This is a genomic window from Streptomyces sp. NPDC056628 (assembly GCF_042792555.1).
Lineage (GTDB): Bacteria > Actinomycetota > Actinomycetes > Streptomycetales > Streptomycetaceae > Streptomyces.
This window is the reverse complement of the sequence record NZ_JBHTWG010000002.1, coordinates 123,981-143,794: the sequence shown is the minus strand read 5'-3', so window position 1 is coordinate 143,794 and position 19,814 is coordinate 123,981. Positions and strand designations below refer to the sequence as shown.

General features: G+C 73.3%; 20 protein-coding genes. 12 read left to right on the top strand and 8 right to left on the bottom strand.

Translation table 11 applies throughout. From position 1 onward, the window contains the following. Window positions 1-46 precede the first annotated feature (46 nt). Entirely contained in the window at window positions 47-691 is a 645-nt protein-coding gene (locus ACFRAC_RS04035) for a TetR family transcriptional regulator (RefSeq protein ID WP_151782850.1), read from the top strand. 20 nt (window positions 692-711) lie between these two features. Here the strand turns inward: ACFRAC_RS04035 and def are convergent, their stop codons facing one another. Continuing rightward, window positions 712-1,257: a peptide deformylase gene (gene def / locus ACFRAC_RS04030; RefSeq protein ID WP_382920277.1), complete on the bottom strand. Its 546-nt coding sequence runs from the start codon at window positions 1,255-1,257 to the stop codon at window positions 712-714. Between the two features lie 113 nt (window positions 1,258-1,370). On the opposite strand from def, the gene ACFRAC_RS04025 reads away from it, so the two are divergent. From ACFRAC_RS04025 to ACFRAC_RS04005, 5 genes are all read left to right on the top strand, one after another. Further along, complete coding sequence (locus tag ACFRAC_RS04025; protein ID WP_382920274.1) at window positions 1,371-2,609, top strand: MurT ligase domain-containing protein; 1,239 nt, start codon at window positions 1,371-1,373, stop codon at window positions 2,607-2,609. Between the two features lie 25 nt (window positions 2,610-2,634). After that, window positions 2,635-3,363 carry a type 1 glutamine amidotransferase gene (locus tag ACFRAC_RS04020; RefSeq protein WP_382920272.1) on the top strand — a complete coding sequence of 243 codons (729 nt, stop codon included), beginning with the start codon at window positions 2,635-2,637 and terminating at the stop codon, window positions 3,361-3,363. A gap of 165 nt (window positions 3,364-3,528) precedes the next feature. Next, window positions 3,529-4,554 (top strand): 6-phosphofructokinase, encoded by a 1,026-nt coding sequence (locus ACFRAC_RS04015; RefSeq protein WP_382920269.1) that lies wholly within the window; start codon window positions 3,529-3,531, stop codon window positions 4,552-4,554. Between the two features lie 112 nt (window positions 4,555-4,666). Beyond that, the gene (locus ACFRAC_RS04010; RefSeq protein WP_382920266.1) at window positions 4,667-5,617 is read left to right on the top strand and encodes a cytochrome c oxidase assembly protein; all 951 of its coding nucleotides are present in this window, start codon (window positions 4,667-4,669) and stop codon (window positions 5,615-5,617) included. A 45-nt stretch (window positions 5,618-5,662) separates the two neighbouring features. Continuing rightward, on the top strand, window positions 5,663-5,833 hold the full coding sequence (locus tag ACFRAC_RS04005) for a hypothetical protein (protein WP_382920263.1): 171 nt from the start codon (window positions 5,663-5,665) through the stop codon (window positions 5,831-5,833). 3 nt (window positions 5,834-5,836) lie between these two features. On the opposite strand, the gene ACFRAC_RS04000 is transcribed toward ACFRAC_RS04005, so the two are convergent. The 4 genes from ACFRAC_RS04000 to ACFRAC_RS03985 are packed head-to-tail and all read right to left on the bottom strand — an operon-like array spanning window position 5,837 to window position 9,938. Continuing rightward, window positions 5,837-7,057 (bottom strand): sensor histidine kinase, encoded by a 1,221-nt coding sequence (locus ACFRAC_RS04000; RefSeq protein ID WP_382920262.1) that lies wholly within the window; start codon window positions 7,055-7,057, stop codon window positions 5,837-5,839. Next, window positions 7,054-8,766, bottom strand: a complete 1,713-nt coding sequence (locus tag ACFRAC_RS03995; RefSeq protein ID WP_382920259.1) for a cation acetate symporter — start codon at window positions 8,764-8,766, stop codon at window positions 7,054-7,056. Before ACFRAC_RS03995 ends, ACFRAC_RS04000 begins: the two co-directional genes overlap by 4 nt. 54 nt (window positions 8,767-8,820) lie before the next feature. After that, entirely contained in the window at window positions 8,821-9,186 is a 366-nt protein-coding gene (locus ACFRAC_RS03990; RefSeq protein WP_382920256.1) for a hypothetical protein, read from the bottom strand. A 2-nt stretch (window positions 9,187-9,188) separates the two neighbouring features. Then, complete coding sequence (locus ACFRAC_RS03985) at window positions 9,189-9,938, bottom strand: LytTR family DNA-binding domain-containing protein (RefSeq protein WP_361346059.1); 750 nt, start codon at window positions 9,936-9,938, stop codon at window positions 9,189-9,191. A gap of 88 nt (window positions 9,939-10,026) precedes the next feature. Between ACFRAC_RS03985 and ACFRAC_RS03980 the strand changes: the two genes are divergently transcribed. From ACFRAC_RS03980 to ACFRAC_RS03955, 6 genes are all read left to right on the top strand, one after another. Further along, complete coding sequence (locus tag ACFRAC_RS03980) at window positions 10,027-10,539, top strand: Lrp/AsnC family transcriptional regulator (RefSeq protein ID WP_382920251.1); 513 nt, start codon at window positions 10,027-10,029, stop codon at window positions 10,537-10,539. A gap of 117 nt (window positions 10,540-10,656) precedes the next feature. Beyond that, window positions 10,657-11,469 (top strand): dimethylargininase, encoded by an 813-nt coding sequence (ddaH, locus tag ACFRAC_RS03975; protein ID WP_382920248.1) that lies wholly within the window; start codon window positions 10,657-10,659, stop codon window positions 11,467-11,469. Next, window positions 11,466-12,683 carry an ornithine--oxo-acid transaminase gene (gene rocD, locus ACFRAC_RS03970; RefSeq protein WP_382920246.1) on the top strand — a complete coding sequence of 406 codons (1,218 nt, stop codon included), beginning with the start codon at window positions 11,466-11,468 and terminating at the stop codon, window positions 12,681-12,683. The genes ddaH and rocD overlap by 4 nt, the downstream gene beginning before the upstream one ends. Before the next feature lie 166 nt (window positions 12,684-12,849). Beyond that, on the top strand, window positions 12,850-15,306 hold the full coding sequence (locus tag ACFRAC_RS03965) for a SpoIIE family protein phosphatase (protein ID WP_382920243.1): 2,457 nt from the start codon (window positions 12,850-12,852) through the stop codon (window positions 15,304-15,306). A gap of 87 nt (window positions 15,307-15,393) precedes the next feature. Then, window positions 15,394-16,620: a PP2C family protein-serine/threonine phosphatase gene (locus ACFRAC_RS03960; protein WP_382920240.1), complete on the top strand. Its 1,227-nt coding sequence runs from the start codon at window positions 15,394-15,396 to the stop codon at window positions 16,618-16,620. A 305-nt stretch (window positions 16,621-16,925) separates the two neighbouring features. Beyond that, on the top strand, window positions 16,926-17,651 hold the full coding sequence (locus ACFRAC_RS03955) for a lysophospholipid acyltransferase family protein (RefSeq protein WP_382920238.1): 726 nt from the start codon (window positions 16,926-16,928) through the stop codon (window positions 17,649-17,651). Here ACFRAC_RS03955 and ACFRAC_RS03950 read toward each other — a convergent pair. From ACFRAC_RS03950 to ACFRAC_RS03940, 3 genes are read right to left on the bottom strand one after another with little or no spacing between them, the layout of a single operon-like run. Further along, window positions 17,644-18,426: an urease accessory protein UreD gene (locus tag ACFRAC_RS03950; protein WP_382920235.1), complete on the bottom strand. Its 783-nt coding sequence runs from the start codon at window positions 18,424-18,426 to the stop codon at window positions 17,644-17,646. The genes ACFRAC_RS03955 and ACFRAC_RS03950 overlap by 8 nt on opposite strands. Then, a complete protein-coding gene (gene ureG / locus ACFRAC_RS03945) occupies window positions 18,414-19,091 on the bottom strand; it encodes an urease accessory protein UreG (RefSeq protein WP_382920232.1) in 678 nt (225 codons plus the stop codon). Before ureG ends, ACFRAC_RS03950 begins: the two co-directional genes overlap by 13 nt. 38 nt (window positions 19,092-19,129) lie before the next feature. Continuing rightward, window positions 19,130-19,804, bottom strand: a complete 675-nt coding sequence (locus tag ACFRAC_RS03940) for an urease accessory protein UreF (RefSeq protein WP_382920230.1) — start codon at window positions 19,802-19,804, stop codon at window positions 19,130-19,132. Between the last annotated feature and the right edge of the window lie 10 nt (window positions 19,805-19,814).

The following is a 19,814-nucleotide window of genomic DNA, read 5'->3' as shown; positions in this document are numbered from 1 at the left end:
TTACTTTGCGCAGGCGTCACCGAACCAGTACGGGTGGGGAGAGCTCATGGACACCACGCAGCGGACGGATCAGCAGCGGTCCGCCGATCGCCGCCGGCGCGAGCTGCTGGAGGCCGCCGACAGAGTGGTGCTGCGGGACGGCCCGCAGGCCTCGATGAACGCCATCGCGGCCGAGGCCGGCATCACCAAGCCCATCCTGTACCGGCACTTCGGTGACAAGGGCGGGCTGTACGCGGCGCTGGCCAAGCGGCACACGGACGCCCTGCTGGACTCGCTGCGGGCCGCCCTGGACGCGCCCGCCGACCGGCGCGAGCGCGTCGAGTCCACCCTCGACACCTATCTGGCCGCCATCGAGGCACGCCCCCAGGTGTACCGGTTCCTGATGCATCCGGCGGAGGGCGGTCACGCCGGCGACCAGGGGTTCGACGTCGGCAAGCACTCCGCCCCGCTGCTGCGGCGGATGGGCGAGGAACTGGCCACCGTCATCGAGGAGCGCCTCGACCTCGGTCCCGGCAGCCAGCAGCTGGCCCGGGTCTGGGGCCACGGCATCGTCGGCATGATGCACGCGGCCGGGGACTGGTGGCTCGGCGAGCGGCCGTGCTCGCGGGCGGAGTTGGTGCGCAGCCTCGCGGATCTGCTGTGGGGCCGGCTCGCCGCGGCGGGCGACAAGATGGGCGGCCCCGGCTTCTGACGGCCGCCTTCCGCGGGCGGTCAGCCGGACCGGCGCCAGGGGGCCCGGGCCACCTGGCGCATCAGCCGCCGGTGGCGCAGGCCGCCGAGCCGGTCCGCGTACACCCGGCCCTGAAGATGGTCGTACTCGTGCTGCAGGCAGCGGGCGAAGAAACCGGTGCCGTGCACGGTGACCGGCTCACCCGTCATGGTGAACCCCTCGATCACCGCGTGGTCGTACCGCTCCGTGCCCGCCTCCAGCCCCGGCAGCGACAGACAGCCCTCCGGGCCCCGGACCACCACGCCGTCCGCCTCGACCAGCCGCGGGTTCACCACGTGCCCGAGATGGCGGACGTCCTCGTCGTCCGGGCAGTCGTAGACGAACACCCGCAGGGACTCCCCCACCTGGTTCGCCGCCAGGCCCACGCCGCGCGCCGCGTACATCGTGGCGAACAAGTCCTCCACGAGGGCCGCGAGTTCCGGGCCGAAGCCGGTGACCTCCGCGCAGGGGGTGTGCAGGACGGGGTCGCCGAGCAGGGTGAGGGGCCGGACTCGCCCTCGGGTGCCCGGAATGGAGCTGTTGCGCATGGCCGCAAGGGTACGGCGATTCGGGAGTGCGATTGGATCTCGAATAGGCTGACCACCACCACGTTGCCGTAGGGCTTCAGGCGCGGCGCGTACGCAAGGAGGATCGAGATCTGATGGCAGGCAACTCGGACCCGCTGACGCCGCGGGCCAAGCTCGCCGTGACCGCGGGCAAGGCGGTCGCGGCTGCATCACGCGCCGCAGGGCGTGGCAGCGGTTCGGTGATCGGCGGCCGGGTGGCGCTCAAACTCGACCCCGACCTCCTCGCCCGGCTGGCGCAGAACCTGGACGTGGTCCTGGTGTCGGCCACCAACGGCAAGACGACGACGACCCGGCTGATCGCGGAGGCGCTGCGGGCCGCGGGTCCGGTCGTCTCCAACGCGCTCGGCGCCAACATGCCGGCCGGTATCACCTCGGCGCTCGCCGGCGGCTCGGAATCCCGCTACGGCGTCATCGAGGTCGACGAGAAGTACCTCGCCGGAGTCGCCCGGGACACCGACCCGAAGTGCATCGCGCTGCTCAACCTCTCGCGCGACCAGCTGGACCGGGCCGCCGAGACCCGGATGCTCGCCGAGAACTGGCGGGAGGGCCTGGCCGGTTCCAAGGCCGTGGTCGTGGCCAACGCCGACGACCCGCTGGTGGTGTGGGCCGCGTCCTCCTCCCCGAACGTGATCTGGGTCGCAGCCGGGCAGATGTGGAAGGACGACGCCTGGTCCTGCCCGTCCTGCGGCGGTGTGATGCAGCGGCCCGGCGACGACTGGTTCTGCGGCGAGTGTGGCTTCCGCCGGCCGACGCCGAGCTGGGCGCTCTCCGGCGACCACGTGCTCGACCCGCACGGGTCGGCGTGGCCCATCCGGCTGCAGCTGCCCGGCCGGGCCAACAAGGCCAACGCCGCCTCCTCGGCCGCCGTCGCCGCCGTGTTCGGCGTCCCCCCGCAGGTCGCCCTGGAGCGGATGTACTCCGTGCAGGCCGTGGCCGGCCGGTACGACGTCGTGCAGTTCATGGAGCGGGACCTGCGCCTGCTGCTCGCGAAGAACCCGGCGGGCTGGCTGGAGACGTTCTCGCTGATCGACCCGCCGCCGACCCCGGTGATCCTCTCGGTGAACGCGCGCGGCGCCGACGGCACCGACACCTCCTGGCTGTGGGACGTCGACTACACGCGGCTGACCGGCCACCCGATCTGCGTCGTGGGTGACCGCCGGCTCGACCTCGCGGTGCGCCTGGAGGTCGCGAACCAGCAGTTCCAGGTGTTCGACACCCTCGACGAGGCCGTGCGGGCCTGCCCTCCGGGGCGGATCGAGGTCATCGCCAACTACACCGCGTTCCAGGACCTGCGCCGCCGCGTCGGCAACTGAGCCAAGAGACTTCAGGGGACTTCAAGTGAGCGACAACCAACTGCGGGTCGTCTGGATCTACCCGGACCTGCTCAGCACCTACGGCGACCAGGGCAACGTCCTCGTGGTGGAGCGCCGGGCGCGCCAGCGCGGTCTCGACGTGGCCCGCCTCGACGTGCGCAGCGACCAGCCGATCCCGACCTCCGGGGACATCTACCTCATCGGCGGCGGCGAGGACCGGCCGCAGCGGCTCGCGGCCGAGCGGCTGCGCCGGGACGGCGGGCTGCTCCGGGCCGTGGAGAACGGCGCCATCGTGTTCTCGGTGTGCGCGGGCTACCAGATCCTCGGCCACGAGTTCATCAACGACCTCGGCCAGCGCGAGCCCGGTCTCGGGCTGATCGACGTGGTGTCCGTACGCGGTGAGGGCGCGCGGTGCGTCGGCGACGTGCTCGCGGACATCGACCCGCGGCTCGGCCTGCCCCCGCTGACCGGGTTCGAGAACCACCAGGGCGTCACGCACCTCGGCCCGACCGCCCGCCCGCTGGCCCAGGTCCGCTTCGGCAACGGCAACGGCACGGGCGACGGCACGGAGGGCGCGTACAACGACACCGTCTTCGGCACGTACATGCACGGCCCGGTCCTCGCGCGCAACCCGCAGATCGCCGACCTGCTGCTGAAGCTGGCGCTCGACGTCAACGCGCTGCCGCCGACCGACGACCGCTGGTACGAGGCGCTGCGCACCGAGCGCATCGCGGCCGCCCAGCAGCCCGCCTGAACCGGGTCACGAAGCCCGTCTGACGGCGTCTCCGCACAGGTGAGCGGGGCCGTCCAGCAGGCGGACGCACGGTTCGGCCCCGCCCCCCGATGCCGCTAGGGTGGCGGGGATTCGAGCCGGACAGCGTGGTCCGGTCCCGGCCCACGTGGAGAAGGTTTTCGGGCTATGCGCATTGGTGTCCTCACGTCCGGCGGCGACTGCCCGGGCCTGAACGCCGTCATCCGGTCCGTCGTGCACCGCGCCGTCGTCGACCACGGCGACGAGGTCATCGGCTTCCGGGACGGTTGGAAGGGCCTCCTGGAGTGCGACTACCTCAAGCTCGACCTCGACGCGGTGGGCGGCATCCTCGCCCGCGGCGGCACGATCCTCGGTTCCTCCCGCGTCCAGCCCTCCCATCTGCGGGACGGCGTGGAGCGGGCCAAGGGCCACGTCGAGGAGCTGGGCCTGGACGCGATCATCCCGATCGGCGGCGAGGGCACGCTCAAGGCGGCCCGGCTGATGTCGGACAGCGGCCTGCCGATCGTCGGGGTGCCGAAGACCATCGACAACGACATCGCGGTCACCGACGTCACCTTCGGCTTCGACACCGCCGTGACCGTGGCCACCGAGGCCCTGGACCGGCTGAAGACCACCGCCGAGTCCCACCAGCGCGTCCTGGTCGTCGAGGTCATGGGCCGCCACACCGGCTGGATCGCGCTGCACTCCGGCATGGCGGCCGGCGCGCACGCCATCGTCGTCCCCGAGCGGCCCTTCGACATCGACGAGCTCACCCGGCGGGTCGGGGCCCGGTTCGAGGCGGGCAAGCGCTTCGCGATCGTCGTCGCCGCGGAGGGGGCCAAGCCGGCGCCCGGCACGATGGCCTACGACGAGGGCGGCAAGGACGTCTACGGCCACGAGCGCTTCGCGGGGATCGCCCGCCAGCTGTCCATCGAGCTGGAGCACCGGCTGGGCAAGGAGGCGCGGCCGGTGATCCTCGGGCATGTGCAGCGCGGCGGCACGCCCACCGCGTACGACCGGGTGCTGGCGACGCGGTTCGGGTGGCACGCCGTGGAGGCCGTGCACCGCGGCGAGTTCGGGCACATGACGGCGCTGCGCGGCACGGACATCGAGATGGTGCCGCTGGCGCGGGCCGTGGAGACGCTCAAGACGGTCCCCGGGGACCGCTACGAGGAAGCCGAGTGCGTCCTGTAGACGACACCGCGCGGATCTGACGAGTCTGCCCCCGGCCGCGAGCGCGGCCGGGGGCAGTTCTAGTCTGTGTGCGGACAGAATTGCACAACCCCCACGAAACAGGAGCCGTCGGATGGATCACAGCGGGCACGGCACGATGACGGATCTGCCGCCGTTCACGCTGGGGCGAGGGCTCGCGTGGTCCACGGACCCGTTCTTCCTCATCGCCTGCCTCGTGGGGCTCGGACTGTACGCGTGGGGGGTCGTGCGGCTGCGGCGGCGCGGCGACGCCTGGCCCGTGGCCCGTACGGTGTCGTACGTCGCCGGCGTGCTGACCGTGCTGCTGGTCATGTGCACCGGACTGAACGACTACGGCATGGTCATGTTCAGCGTGCACATGGTGCAGCACATGGTCATCAGCATGCTGTCGCCCATCCTGATCCTGCTCGGGGCGCCCGTCACCCTGGCGCTGCGCGCGCTGCCGCCCGCGGGGCGGGGCCGCAAGGGGCCGCGGGAGCTGCTGCTGGCGCTGCTGCACAGCCGGTACATGCGGATCGTGACGCACCCGGCATTCACCATCCCGATGTTCGTCGCCAGCCTCTACGCCCTGTACTTCACGCCGCTCTTCGACTTCCTGATGGGCTCGAAGACCGGGCACATCGCGATGATGGTGCACTTCCTCGCGGTCGGCGTGGTGTTCTTCTGGCCGATCATCGGCGTGGACCCCGGGCCGCACCGGCCGGGCCACCTGATGAGGATGCTGGAGCTGTTCGCCGGCATGCCGTTCCACGCGTTCTTCGGCATCGCGCTGATGATGGGCTCCGTTCCCCTGGTGGAGACGTTCAGGAACCCGCCCGCCTCCCTCGGCATCGACGCGCTCTCGGACCAGGGCGCGGCCGGCGGCATCGCCTGGGCCTTCAGCGAGATCCCGTCCGTGCTCGTGCTGATCGCGCTGCTGTTCCAGTGGTACGGCTCGGAGCAGCGCCAGGCCCGCCGCCAGGACCGCGCCGCGGACCGGGACGGCGACAAGGAGCTGGAGGCGTACAACGCCTATCTCGCCTCATTGCACGCACGCGGGAACTGAAGTCGGGGCACCATGGAGGGAACCGAACCTTAGGAGGGTGTCGCGATGCCCGGTTCTGCGGACGGTTCCACCAAGACGATGGGGGCGCTCACGGTCGGCGGTCTGGTGATGGTGACCGCGTACACGGTGGCGCTGGGGAGCAACGGCTGGCTGTGGTTCGGGTGGGTGGTGCTGGGCCTGATCACGCTGGGGATGGTCGTCAGCCGCAGCACATGAGCCTCAGGGTGCGGTGAGCCGCCCGGCGGAGTGCACCCCCGGCTGGTACTTCGGGAGCCGCGCGGTGATCTTCATGCCCGCGCCCGGGGCGGTCTCGATGACGAGCCCGTAGTCGTCGCCGTACACCTGCCGCAACCGGTCGTCGACGTTGGACAGGCCGATGCCCCCGGACGGGCTGCCCTCGCCGGCGAGGATGCGGCGCAGCGCGTCGGGGTCCATTCCGGCGCCGTCGTCCTCGATCACGACGAGGGCCTCGGCGCCGGAGTCCTGGGCGGTGATGCCGATATGGCACTTCGCGGCCGCCGACGACGCCCCCTTGCCCTCCAGGCCGTGCTTGACGGCGTTCTCCACGAGTGGCTGCAGGCACAGGAAGGGCAGGGCCACCGGCAGGACCTCCGGGGCGATCTGGAGGGTGACGTCGAGGCGGTCGCCGAAGCGTGCCCGCACCAGCGCCAGGTAGTGGTCGATGGCGTGCAGCTCGTCGGCGAGGGTGGTGAAGTCGCCGTGCCGGCGGAACGAGTACCGGGTGAAGTCGGCGAACTCCAGCAGCAGCTCACGGGCGCGCTCGGGGTCGGTGCGCACGAAACTGGCGATGACCGCGAGCGAGTTGAAGATGAAGTGCGGGGATATCTGGGCGCGCAGCGCCTTGATCTCGGCCTCGATGAGCCGGGTGCGGGACTGGTCGAGGTCGGCCAGCTCCAGTTGCACCGACACCCAGCGGGCGACCTCGCCGGCCGCCCGTACCAGCACCGCGGACTCGCGCGGCGCGCAGGCGACGAGGGCGCCGTGCACCCGGTCGTCGACGGTGAGCGGGGCGACGACCGCCCAGCGCACCGGGCAGTCGGGGCTGTCGCAGCTGAGCGGCAGCGCCTCGCCGCGGCCGGACTCCAGGGGCCCGGCGAGGAGTTCCATGATCTGGGTGCGGTGGTGCTGGCCGACGCCGTCCCAGACCAGGACGTCGGTGCGGTCGGTCAGGCAGAGCGCGTCGGTGCCGAGCAGGGAGCGCAGGCGGCGGGCGGACTTGCGGGCGGCCTCCTCGGTGAGCCCGGCGCGCAGCGGGGGCGCGGCGAGGGTCGCGGTGTGCAGGGTCTCGAAGGTGGCGTGCTCGACGGGTGTGCCGAGGTCGCCGAGGCTCTGCGGGCGGGCGGTGCGCCGGCCGAGCCAGAAGCCGGCGGCGAGCAGGGGCAGGATGGCCACGCACAGGCCCGCGACGAAGCCGCTCATGCCTTGACCTCCGCTCTGAGTTCCTCGGGCAGATGGAAGCGGGCGAGGACCGCCGCGGTGCCGGGGGGCACCCGGCCCGGGGTGGCCAGGGACACCAGGATCATGGTGAGGAAGCCGAGCGGCACCGACCAGAGGGCGGGCCAGGCGAGCAGCGCGTGCAGGGCGCCGGCCTTGGGGAAGCCCGCCATGGTGGCGGCGACGGCGAGCAGGGCGGACCCGCCGCCGACGAGCATCCCGGCGGCCGCGCCGGGCGGGGTGAGCCGGTGCCACCAGATGCCGAGGACGAGCAGCGGGCAGAACGAGGACGCCGAGACGGCGAAGGCGAGGCCCACCGCGTCGGCGACGGGCAGGCCGCCGACCGGGACGCTCGCGGCCAGCGGGACCAGCATGGCGAACACGGTGCCGAGCCGGAAGTGCCGCACGCCCCGCGAGGGCAGGACGTCCTGGGTGAGGACGCCCGCGACGGCCATGGTGAGGCCGGACGCGGTGGACAGGAACGCGGCGAAGGCACCGCCCGCGACGAGCGCGCCCAGCAGCTCCCCGCCGACGCCGCCGATCATGCGGCCGGGCAGCAGCAGCGCGGCGGCGTCCGCGTCGCCGGTGAGGGTGAGCTCGGGGGCGTAGAGCCGGCCCAGGGCGCCGTAGACGGGGGGCAGCAGGTAGAAGGCGCCGATCAGGCCGAGCACGGCGACGGTGGTGCGGCGGGCGGCGACGCCATGGGGGCTGGTGTAGAAGCGGACGACGACGTGCGGCAGCCCCATGGTGCCGAGGAAGGTGGCGAGGATCAGCCCGTACGTGGCGTACAGCGGGCGTTCGCCGCGGCTCTCGGCCTGCGAGGGGGACAGTCCGCCTCCGGTGCCGTGGTCCCGGACGGGGACCTCGTCGCCGCGGGCGAAGGTCAGCCGGGTGCCGTTCTCGATGTGGTGCGCCCCGGCGTCGAGCCGTACCCGGCTGCCCTCGTGGGCGCGGCCGTCGACCGTGCCGTCCACGGTGACCGTCAGGGGGCTGCGCAGCTTGACCGTGATGGTGTCGTCGACGCGGACGACGCGCTGCTCGCGGAAGGCCGCGGGCTCGTCGAAGGCGTGACGGGGGGCACCGTCGCCCTGCCAGGCGAGGACGAGGAAGAAGGCGGGGACGAGCAGCGCGGTGAGCTTGAGCCAGTACTGGAATGCCTGCACGAAGGTGATGCTGCGCATGCCGCCGGCGGCGACGATGGCGACCACCACGGCGGCGACGACGAGGCCGCCGAGCCAGTCGGGCGCCCCGGTGAACACGGTCAGGGTGAGTCCGGCGCCCTGGAGCTGGGGCAGCAGATACAGCCAGCCGGTGCCCACGACGAAGGCGCCGGCGAGCCGCCGCACCGCCTGCGAGGAGAGCCGTGCCTCGGCGAAGTCGGGCAGCGTGTAGGCGCCGGAGCGGCGCAGCGGGGCGGCGACGAAAAGCAGCAGGACGAGGTATCCGGCGGTGTAGCCGACCGGGTACCAGAGCATGTCGGGGCCCTGGACGAGGACCAGCCCGGCGATGCCGAGGAAGGAGGCGGCGGACAGGTACTCGCCGCTGATGGCGGCGGCGTTGAGGCGGGGGCCGACGGTGCGGGAGGCGACGTAGAAGTCGGAGGTGGTGCGGGAGATGCGCAGGCCGAAGGCGCCGACGAGCACGGTCGCCAGGGCCACGAGGGCGACGGCGGGGACGGCGTAGCTGGAGTTCACGGCCGGATCGGTTCCTGGTCTCGGTCTGCGGGGGCGACGGGCTGGTGGGCTGGTTCAGCGGTCCTCGACGAGGCGGACGAAGTCCCGTTCGTTGCGTTCGGCGCGGCGGACGAACCAGCGGGCCAGCAGCACCAGGGGCGCGTACAGGCCGAAGCCGAGGACCGCCCAGACCAGCTGGCGGGCGTCCGGCATCGCCGCGAAGAGCAGGGGCAGCGGGCCGACGAGCAGGCCGAGGACGGCGAGGACGGCGAGGGCGGTGCGCAGTTGGGTGCGCATCAGGGAGCGGACGTAGGTGTGGCCGAGGGTGGTCTGCTCGTCGATCTCGGTGCGGGGCCGGTAGTAGCCGGAGACGCGGCGGGTCCGGGTGCGCCGGGGCGGGCCGGTGACGACGACGCGGCGGTCGGCGGGGCTGCTGGGCATCGTCATGGCCTCCGCATCAGCAGGTCCCGCAGCTCGCGCGCGTGGCGGCGGCTGACCTGGAGTTCCTCGGAGCCGACGACGACGCTCACGCTGCCCGCGTCGAGGCGGAGTTCGCCGATGTGGCGCAGGGCGACGAGGTGGCGGCGGTGGATGCGCACGAAGCCGCGGGAGCGCCAGCGCTCCTCCAGGGTGGACAGCGGGATGCGGACGAGGTGGCTGCCCTTGCCGGTGTGCAGGCGGGCGTAGTCGCCCTGGGCCTCGACGTGGGTGATGTCGTCGACGGGGACGAAGCGGGTGACGCCGCCGAGTTCGACGGGGAGGTGGTCGGGGTCGGGTTCGCTGACGGGTATCCGCGGGGTGGCGCCGCGCTGTTCGGCAGCCCGGCGGACGGCTTCCGCGAGGCGTTCCTTGCGGACCGGTTTGAGCACGTAGTCGACGGCCTTGAGGTCGAAGGCCTGGACGGCGAAGTCCTCGTGCGCGGTGACGAACACGACGAGCGGCGGTTCGGCGAAGCCGGTGAGCAGCCGGGCCAGGTCGAGGCCGTCGAGGCCGGGCATGTTGATGTCCAGGAAGACGACGTCGATGGCCTCCGCTCCGCCGGGGCCCGACTCCAGCGCGCGGTTGATGCGGCGCAGCGCCTCGGTGGCGTCGCCGGCGCCCTCCGCGCTGCCGATCCGCGGGTCCGCGTTCAGGAGGTACAGCAGTTCCTCCAGCGAGGGGCGTTCGTCGTCGACAGCCAGGGCGCGCAACATGAACGGGAGTGTAGGAGCAACGGGCGCCGCTGGACACGTGCCGGGTGGGGAGGTTCGCGCTGGGTGCCCGGGCGCTTACAGTGCCCTCATGAACAGCGGCGCGGCTTCTTTCGACGAGCTCGACCGGAAGATCATCACCGCTCTGATGGCGAACGCCCGGACGAGTTTCGCCGAGATCGGCCTGAGCGTCGGGCTGTCGGCGACGGCCGTCAAGCGGCGGGTGGACCGGCTGCGGGAGACGGGGGTGATCACCGGGTTCACGGCCACCGTCCGGCCGTCGGCGCTGGGCTGGCGCACGGAGGCGTACGTCGAGGTGTACTGCGAGGGCGCGGCACCCCCGCGGCGCCTGGCGGAGGTGGTCCGCAACCATCCGGAGATCACCGCGGCGATGACGGTGACGGGGGGCGCGGACGCGCTGCTGCACGTCCGGGCGCGGGACGTGGAGCACTTCGAGGAGGTGCTGGAACGCATCCGTGTGGAGCCGTTCATCCGCAAGACGATCAGTGTCATGGTGCTGTCGCACCTCATCCCGGAGAGTCCGGAGGCGGGCGCCACCCAGCCGGCGCCGACCGACGCAGGAGTGCTGCGTGGACCGGTCTGAAGACGCAGCATTGCTGCGTGGACGCGCAATTCCCGTTTCTTGTCGCTCGTCGTGGTCGGTTTCTACCGTGGAGTCAATCCTCATCGACACCGTAGTAGGAAGCGGAGGAACCCCTTCGTGCCCGAAACCCGTGTGCCGCGCCGGCGGCGCTTCCTCGTCTGCGAACCCAGACACTTCGCCGTGCAGTACGCGATCAACCCGTGGATGCGACCGGACGTCCGGGTCGACGTCGATCTGGCGCACGAGCAGTGGCACGCGCTGATCAGCGCCTACCGTTCGCACGGCCACGCGGTCGACGTGGTGGAGCCGGTCGCCGGCCTCCCCGACATGGTCTTCGCCGCGAACTCGGCGGTCGTCGTCGGCGGCCGTGTCTTCGGATCCCTCTTCCACGCGCCCGAGCGGCGCCCGGAATCCACCCACTACGCCCAGTGGTTCACGGCGGCGGGCTTCGACGTCCACCGCCCGGAGTCGGTGTGCGAGGGTGAGGGCGACCTGGTCTGGACGGGCCGCTACGTGCTCGCCGGGACCGGTTTCCGCACGACCCGGGAGGCGCACCGCGAGGTCCAGGAGTTCTTCGGTCACCCGGTGATCAGCCTGACGCTGGTGGACCCGTACTTCTACCACCTGGACACCGCGCTGTTCGTGCTGGACGACGACAACATCGTCTACTACCCGGAGGCGTTCTCGGCCGGCAGCCGCGAGGTGCTCGCGCGGCTCTACCCGGACGCGGTGCTCGCCACCCGGGAGGACGCGTCCGCGTTCGGGCTGAACTCGGTGTCCGACGGCCGTCACGTCTTCATCGCGCCGCAGGCCGAGGCCCTGGCGGCCCGGCTGGACGACCGCGGCTATGTCCCCGTCCCCGTCGACCTGTCGGAGTTCCGCAAGGCCGGCGGGGGCATCAAGTGCTGCACCCAGGAGATCCGCTCATGACCGCGCCCGCGCAGACCCGTTCGTCCGCCGATCTGATCCGCGCCGAGGAGCCGGTCCTGGCGCACAACTACCATCCGCTGCCGGTGGTCGTCGCCCGTGCCGAGGGCAGCTGGGTCGAGGACGTGGAGGGCCGCCGCTACCTCGACATGCTGGCCGGCTACTCGGCCCTGAACTTCGGCCACCGCCACCCGGCGCTGATCGATGCCGCGCACCGCCAGCTGGACCGGCTGACGCTGACCTCCCGCGCCTTCCACAACGACCGGCTCGCCGGTTTCGCCGAACGCCTGGCGGCCCTGACCGGCCAGGACATGGTGCTGCCGATGAACACGGGCGCCGAGGCCGTGGAGAGCGGCATCAAGGTGGCCCGCAAGTGGGCGTACGACGTGAAGGGAGTCCCCGCCGACCGGGCGACGATCGTGGTCGCGGCGGACAACTTCCACGGCCGGACGACGACGATCGTGTCGTTCTCCACCGACGAGTCCGCGCGGGCGGGCTTCGGACCGTTCACGCCGGGCTTCCGGATCGTGCCGTACAACGACCTGCCGGCGCTGGAGGCGGCGGTGGACGAGACGACCGCGGCGGTGCTGCTGGAGCCGATCCAGGGCGAGGCCGGTGTCGTCATCCCGGACCAGGGCTATCTGGCCGGGGTGCGCGAGCTGACCCGCCGGGCGGGCTGCCTGTTCATCGCGGACGAGATCCAGTCGGGCCTCGGCCGCACCGGGCGCACGCTGGCCGTGGAGCACGAGCCGGTCGTGCCGGACGTACTGCTGCTGGGCAAGGCGCTCGGCGGCGGCATCGTGCCGGTCTCGGCGGTGGTCGGGCGCCGGGACGTGCTCGGGGTGCTGCGGCCGGGCGAGCACGGCTCGACGTTCGGCGGCAACCCGCTGGCGGCCGCCGTCGGCACGGCGGTGGTGGAGCTGCTGGAGACGGGTGAGTTCCAGCGCCGGGCCGACGAGCTCGGCGTGGTCCTGCGGGACGGTCTGGCGGCCCTCGCCGGCAAGGGCGTCGTCGGGTTCCGCGCGCGCGGGCTGTGGGCGGGGGTCGACATCGACCCGGCGTTCGGCACCGGCCGGGAGATCAGCGAGCGGCTGCTGGGCGAGGGCGTGCTGGTCAAGGACACCCACGGCTCCACGATCCGGCTGGCGCCGCCGCTGACGATCACGGCGGACGAGCTGACGGGCGCGCTCGCCGCCCTGGAGAAGGTCCTGGCCTGATCCGATCGGTCCGCGATCCGCACCGGCCGCCCGGGGAGTCCGTCCCGGGCGGCCGGTGCGGCGTAGTCCCCACACTCCCGGCCCCCGCGGAGAGGCAAGGGTACCCGGAAGGGCGAAGATGGGGACAAGTGGTGGTAGACCGCTCTCAGCGACAGAGAGGTCGGCCGTGGGCTCACAGGACGAGCGGAGCGTGGCCCGGCAGGGGTTCGACGTGGCGGACGCCGTGCCTGTACTGCTCGACGCCCAGGGCGTGGTGACCGGCTGGACCCGGGAGGCCGAGCGCCTGCTGGGCTACCCCGCCGCCCGGGTCGTGGGGCACGGTGTCGCGGAGGTGCTGGCCGCGGACGACGCGGGCCGGGTGCCGGAGCTGATGGACCGGTGCCGCGGGGAGGGCGGCTGGGTGGGGCTGCTGACCGCGGTGTGCGACGACGACACCCGGCTGCGGCTGATGGCCCGGATCACGCCGGCCCTGGACGACGGCGGCCCCGCGCGGCGGCTGCTGCTCCTGTCGGAGCTCGCGGGGGCGCCGGGCTGGGACATGAGCCGGCAGGTGCTGGAGCAGATGGTCACCCGCTCCCCCGTCGGCATAGCCGTCGTCGACACCGAGCTGCGGTTCGTCTGGTCCAATCCGGCGCTCACGCAGTTCGGCGGCGGACCGCCGAGCAGCAGGCTGGGGCTGCGGCTCGCGGACATCCAGCCCGGTCTGGACGCCGAGAACATCGAGGCGCAGATCCGCCAGGTGCTGCTGACCGGTGATCCCGTCGTCGGCTACGAGCACGTGGGGCAGGTCCGGTCCGCTCCGCTGCGGGAGACCGCGCACATGATGTCGTTCACCCGGATCGACGACGGGCACGGCAACCCCATGGGGGTGTACTACACGGTCGAGGACGTCACCGACCGGCACCGCACCCGCCAGCGCCTGGCCCTGCTCGACCGGGCCGGCGAGCACATCGGCCGCACGCTCGATGTCACCCGCACCGCGCAGGAGCTGGTCGACGTGGCCGTGCCGGGGCTCGCCGACGTCGTCGCCGTGGATCTGCTGGAGTCGGTGCTGAGCGGCGGTGAGCCGTCCGACGAGCCGCTGAGCGGCACGGACCGGGTGCCACTGCGGCGCGCCGGGTACGGGTCGGTCAGCCGGCGGGCGCCGGAGGCGGTCGTCGGCATCGGCGAGGTGGTCACCTACCCGGCCGGGTCGCCCCCGGTCCGGACACTCAGGACGGAGCGGTCCTGGCGGGAGCCGCGCCTGGACCCGCTGGGCGAGGCGTGGGCGGAGCACGAGCGCGGCGGAGGGGCCGCCGTCTTCCTGGAGCTGGGACTGCGGAGCGCGATGATCGTGCCGATCCGCGCGCGGGGCGTCACCCTCGGCCTGACCACGTTCTTCCGGCGGCACCGCCAGGAGCCCTTCGAGGCGGGCGACCTCAGTCTCGCCGAGGACCTCGTGTCCCGGGCGGCGGTCTGCATCGACAACGCCCGGCGCTACAGCCGGGAACGCGACGCGGCGCTGGTCCTCCAGCGCAGCCTGCTGCCGCACCGGCTGCCCGAGCAGGACGCCCTGGAGGTGGCCGCGTGCTACCGCCCGGCCGACGAGCTGACCGGGCTGGGCGGCGACTGGTACGACGTCATCCCGCTGTCGGGGGCGCGGGTGGCCCTGGTGGTGGGCGAGGCCACGGGACACGGCATCGACGCGGCGGCCGCGATGGGGCGGCTGCGGACCGCCGTACGGACGCTGGCCGCGCTGGATCTGCCACCCGACGAGGTGCTGGCGCATCTCGACGACCTGGTGGCGCGGTCGGCGCGGGAGGAGGGCGTCGACCCGGGCGCGGCGGGGGCCGACAACACGCTGGGGGTGGGGGCGGGCTGCGTGTACGCGGTGTACGACCCGGTGGACGGGACGTGCACGATGGCGGCGGCGGGGCATCCGGCGCCCGCGGTGGTGATGCCGGACGGGCACGTCGCCTTCGTCGACCTGCCGCAGGGACCGCCGCTGGGAGTGGGCGGCCCGCCCTTCGAGTCGGTGGAGATGGCGCTGGCGGCCGGCAGCACGCTGGCCCTGTACAGCGACGGACTGATGGCCGGGGCGCAGTGGGCCGCGGACGCCGACCGGCAGCGGCTGCGGCAGGCACTGGAGAAGCGGGCGGAGTCCCTGGAGCTGCAGTGCCGGGCGGTGGTGGACGCGCTGGTGCCGGACCGGCCGTACGACGATGTGGCCCTGCTGCTCGCGCGCACCCAGGTACTCGGGGACGAGCAGGTCGCCGAGTGGGACCTGGCCGCCGACCCGGCCGGGGTGGCCGAGGCGCGCCGGACGGCGTCCCGGCAGCTGGCGGAGTGGGGGCTCGACGAGCTGGCCTTCACGACGGAACTCGTGGTCAGCGAGCTGGTCACCAATGCGATCCGGTACGCCACGGGCCCCATCAGACTGCGTCTGATCAAGGAGCGCGCGCTGTTCTGCGAGGTCTACGACGGGGGTGCGACCGCCCCGCATCTGCGCCATCCCCGCACCACCGACGAAGGGGGTCGCGGGCTGCTGCTGGTGTCGCAGTTCACCCAGCAGTGGGGGACCCGGTTCGTCCCCGAAGGGAAGATCATCTGGGCCGAGCAGTCACTCACGGACGCACCGCCCTGACCTGCCGGAGCGCCCTCTTCGCAGGACAGCGGTACAGATGACGTATAGCGTGCGAAACTGGTCAGATCACGGCGTGAGGCAGGTGCCATGGGCGAGATCGACTACGAGGCGGTCTTCCAGGCGCTGCCCGGCATGGTGGCCCTGCTGGACACCGACCTGGTCTACGTCGACGCCAACGAGGACTTCCAGCGGCTGTCCGGGCGCAGCCGGGAACAGCTCGTCGGCCGCAACATCTTCGACGTGTTCCCGGACAACCCGGACAACCCCGCCGCGACCGGGACGCGCAACGTGCGGGCGTCCATGCTGCGCGTGGCGGCCACCGGCGAGCGCGACGCCATGGCGCTCCAGCGCTACGACGTGGAGGACACGGGCAACCCCGGCCACTGGGAGGAGCGCTACTGGAGCCCGATCAACGCCCCCGTGACCGGTCCGGACGGGAAGGTCGCGTTCGTGCTGCACCGGGTGGAGGAGGTCACCGAGCTCATCCGGGTGCGGGGCGGGGCGGGCCACGACAGCCGGGCGGGCGTCCTGGAGGCGGAGCTGTACACGCGTGCCCGGGAGCTCCAGGAGCTCAACGAGCGGCTGCGGCTGGCCCACGCCCGCGAGCGCGAGGTGGCGCTGGCCCTGCAGGAGGCGATGCTGCCCGCGAGCCGGCAGGTGGGCGACCACCGCACGGCGGTGCGCTACCGGCCGGCGGTCGGCGCGCTCAACGTGTGCGGGGACTGGTACGACCTGGTCGACCTGGTCGGCGGGAACCGCATCGGGGTGTCCGTGGGCGACGTCGTCGGGCACGGCCTGCGGGCGGCCGGCGTCATGGGGCAGCTGCGCAGCGCGCTGAGCGCCTCGTCACGGGTGGCCGCGGGTCCGGCGCAGGCGCTGGACGTGCTCGGGCGGTACGCGCACGTCGTCGACGGGGCCGAATCGGCCACCGCGGTCACCACGTTCATAGACTTCGACGCCCGGACGATCACCTACAGCAGCGCCGGCCATCCCCCGCCGGTCCTGGTGCACGCCGACGGCCGGGTGGAGTTCCTCGACCAGGCCACCGACACACCGCTGGACGCCCGTCCCGACCCGATACGCCGGCCGCAGGCCGCCACCGCTTATGACGAGGGCGCGACGCTCGCGCTGTACACGGACGGGCTGGTCGAGCGCCGGCGGGAGGACATCGACGTCGGTCTCGGCCGGCTCGCGCACGCGCTGGTCGAGCACCTCACCGCCACCCCGGAGGACCTGGCCGACGCCGTCCTGCTGCAGCTGCTGCCGCCGGGCGGCGCGACGGACGACACGGCCCTGGTCATCGTGCGGCTGTGATGCGAGCGGGGCGGCTCCGTACGGGCGGGCGGCCTCCCCGTCCGGGCCGCCGTGATCACGCCAAACCCGAAGACCGGCTTGCCGCGCACCGGCCCCGGGGACGAGGCTGGACCGGCGGCCCTCCCCACCCGCAACACCCGCCACCCGTCCGTCGCCTGACCTGCCGTCAGGCAGGTGGAGGCCAGCGGTCCGCGCCGGTTCCGGCGATCGGGCCCTGCGCCTACACTGACACCCCCACGGCACACTGGCTGACCTGCCAGAACTTGGCGGCCCGAGCTGATCCACCCGAGTGAGGAGCGCCCCCTTTGTTCTACTACGTCCTCAAATACGTGTTGTTGGGCCCCCTCCTGAGGCTGGTCTTCCGGCCCCGTATCGAAGGTCTGGAGCATGTGCCGGCCACGGGCGCGGCCATCGTCGCCGGCAACCACCTGTCGTTCTCGGACCATTTCCTGATGCCCGCGATCCTCAAGCGGCGCATCACCTTCCTCGCCAAGAAGGAGTACTTCACCGGCCCCGGCATCAAGGGCCGGCTGACCGCCGCGTTCTTCCGCAGCGCCGGGCAGATCCCGGTCGACCGCACGGGCAAGGAGGCCGGCCAGGCCGCGATCCGCGAGGGCCTCGGGGTGCTGCGCAAGGACGAGCTGCTCGGCATCTACCCGGAGGGCACCCGCTCGCACGACGGCCGCCTCTACAAGGGCAAGGTCGGGGTCGCCGTGATGGCGCTCAAGGCCGGGGTGCCCGTGGTCCCGTGCGCGATGATCGGCACGTTCGAGGCCCAGCCGCCGGGCAAGGTCATCCCGAACATCCGCCCGGTGACCATCCGCTTCGGAGAGCCGCTGGACTTCTCCCGCTACGCCGGGATGGAGAACGAGAAGACGATCCTGCGGGCCGTGACCGACGAGATCATGTACGCCATCCTGTCGCTGTCCGAGCAGGAGTACGTCGACCAGTACGCGGCCGTCGCGAAGGCCGAGGAGGCCGCCGCCAAGGCGGAGCAGGGCCGCCGGTACCCCCGGCTGCCCCTCAGGTGACCGGGGCCGCCGCACCGACGAGGGTCAGCGCCTCGTCGAGCGTCGCACGCAGCCGCCGCGCGTCCGGCGCGACCGCGCTGACGAGCACCGCCGGCCCCGCCAGGGGCAGCACGGCGGCGCCCTCCCCCAGCATCCGGGGTGCGACCGGAGCGCCCGCGAACTCGGGACGCACGACGAGGAGCTGCCCGACGGCACGGTGGCCGCCGAGCCCGGCGGGACCGTCCCAGCCGCCCGGCGCACCCGGCCCGCAGACCAGTTCCTGATCGAGGACGAGCCGCCCCGCGATCCTCACGCGCAGCCGGCTCGCCAGCCGCCCCGGCTCCTCCCCCACCCGTCCGAGCACCTGCTCCTCGCGCAGCACGAGCCGTCCACCGGCGCCCGCCTCGACCTCGGTCGTCACGGTCAGGTCGCTGCCGCACGCCGAGATCAACGGCTCCGGCAGCCAGTGCAGTTCGGCGTCGTCGGCCACCGAGAGACGGACGTCGTAGCGGGCCCCGCTCTTGTCCTGCCCCGGCAGCGCGAGGGTGGCCGCCGCCGATCCGGCGCGCAGCCGGGCGCCGCGGAGCACCTCCGCCTCGACGGTGAAGTGGTCGCCGCCGAGCGGCCCGCTCATCGCTCCCACGAGCAGGACGTTCGCCTCGCCCGCGGCGCCGCGGGTCCGCCGTGGCGCGAGCGGCCCGTGGCCGTCGAGGACGGGCAGCGCGGTGCCGCCCCGCCCGTCCGGCCGGGCGACGATCCGGGCGCGGGCCCGCACCCCGGAGGTCACGCCGTCCACGCGGCCAGCCGCGCCCGTACCCAGTCGGCGACGTCGCGCACGCCCGGCTCGCTCCTGAGCGACTGCAGGACGACGGGCAGTTCGGCCCGCTGCGCCTTGGCGTCGGCCGCCATCCGCGCCAGGTCGGCGCCGACGTACGGGGCGAGGTCGGTCTTGTTGACGACGAGGAGGTCGGCGGTGGTGACCCCGGGGCCGCCCTTGCGGGGGATGTCGTCCCCGCCCGCCACGTCGATCACGAAGATCTGGGCGTCCACGAGCCCCTTGGAGAAGATCGCGGTGAGGTTGTCCCCGCCGGACTCCACGAGGATCAGGTCGAGCGGTCCGACCTCGTCCTCCAGGTCCTCGACCGCCTCGAGGTTCGCGGAGATGTCGTCCCGGATCGCGGTGTGCGGGCAGGCGCCCGTCTCCACGGCCGCGATCCGCTCCGGGGGCAGCACGGCCTCGCGCAGCAGGAACTCGGCGTCCTCGCGCGTGTAGATGTCGTTGGTGACGACGGCGAGGGACAGCTCCTCCCGCAGCGCGCGGCACAGGGCGGCGACCGTGGCGGTCTTGCCCGAGCCGACAGGGCCGCCGAGACCGATGCGCAGGGCCCGTCGTGATCCGTCGGGACGGCGGGCGTCCGCGCTGAGGGCGGCGGGGCCGTCGTGGGTGTGGTCGAGGTGCATGGGACACGGCTCCTGTGGGTGGACGGTGAGGAACGGGGTCAGGATGCGAAGAGGCGCACCGGCCAGCCCGCGTGCGCCTGCGCCGAGATCTCCAGCAGGGGCGCGGAGGCGGCGGGCAGCGCCTCGGTCCCTTCGCGGGCCGCGCGCCGGGCCGCTTCCACCGCCCGGTCGGCGACGCGGTCCAGCTCCGGGGCCAGCCGTGCCAGTACGGCGGTGGCCTCGAAGGGGTCGAGGCCGAGCAGCCGCACCACCGCCGTCGCGGGCCCGCTGACCGACTCGTACGCCGCGCAGTGCGCCGCGTCGAGCGCTCCGAGTCCGGCGACCCGGGCGACGGCTCCGAGGACCACGGGCTGGTGCGCGCCCTTGGCGAACCCGGCGGCGAGGACGTCGAGTTCGGGGGACGGCCAGGTCCCGCGGGCCGCCCGCAGCAGTTGCCGGCCCAGCTTGCGCGCGGTGGTCCGCAGCGCCGGCGACGGCGTCCGGGCGTCGGCCGCGGCGTCCAGGACGGCCGGGTCGAGGCCGGCCGCGGCCGCCGCCGCGAGCGCGGCCGACACGAGGCCGGCCGTGTGCAGCCGGCCCCGGCAGAAGTCCTCCAGGCTCGGGGCGTCCGTGATCCGCCCGGCCCGGACGGCCGCCTCGGCCCCGCCGGAGTGGGCGTGTCCCCCGGCGGGGAAACGGCCGTCGGCCAGGACGAGCAGCGTGGCCCGTGTCATCTCCGGCCGC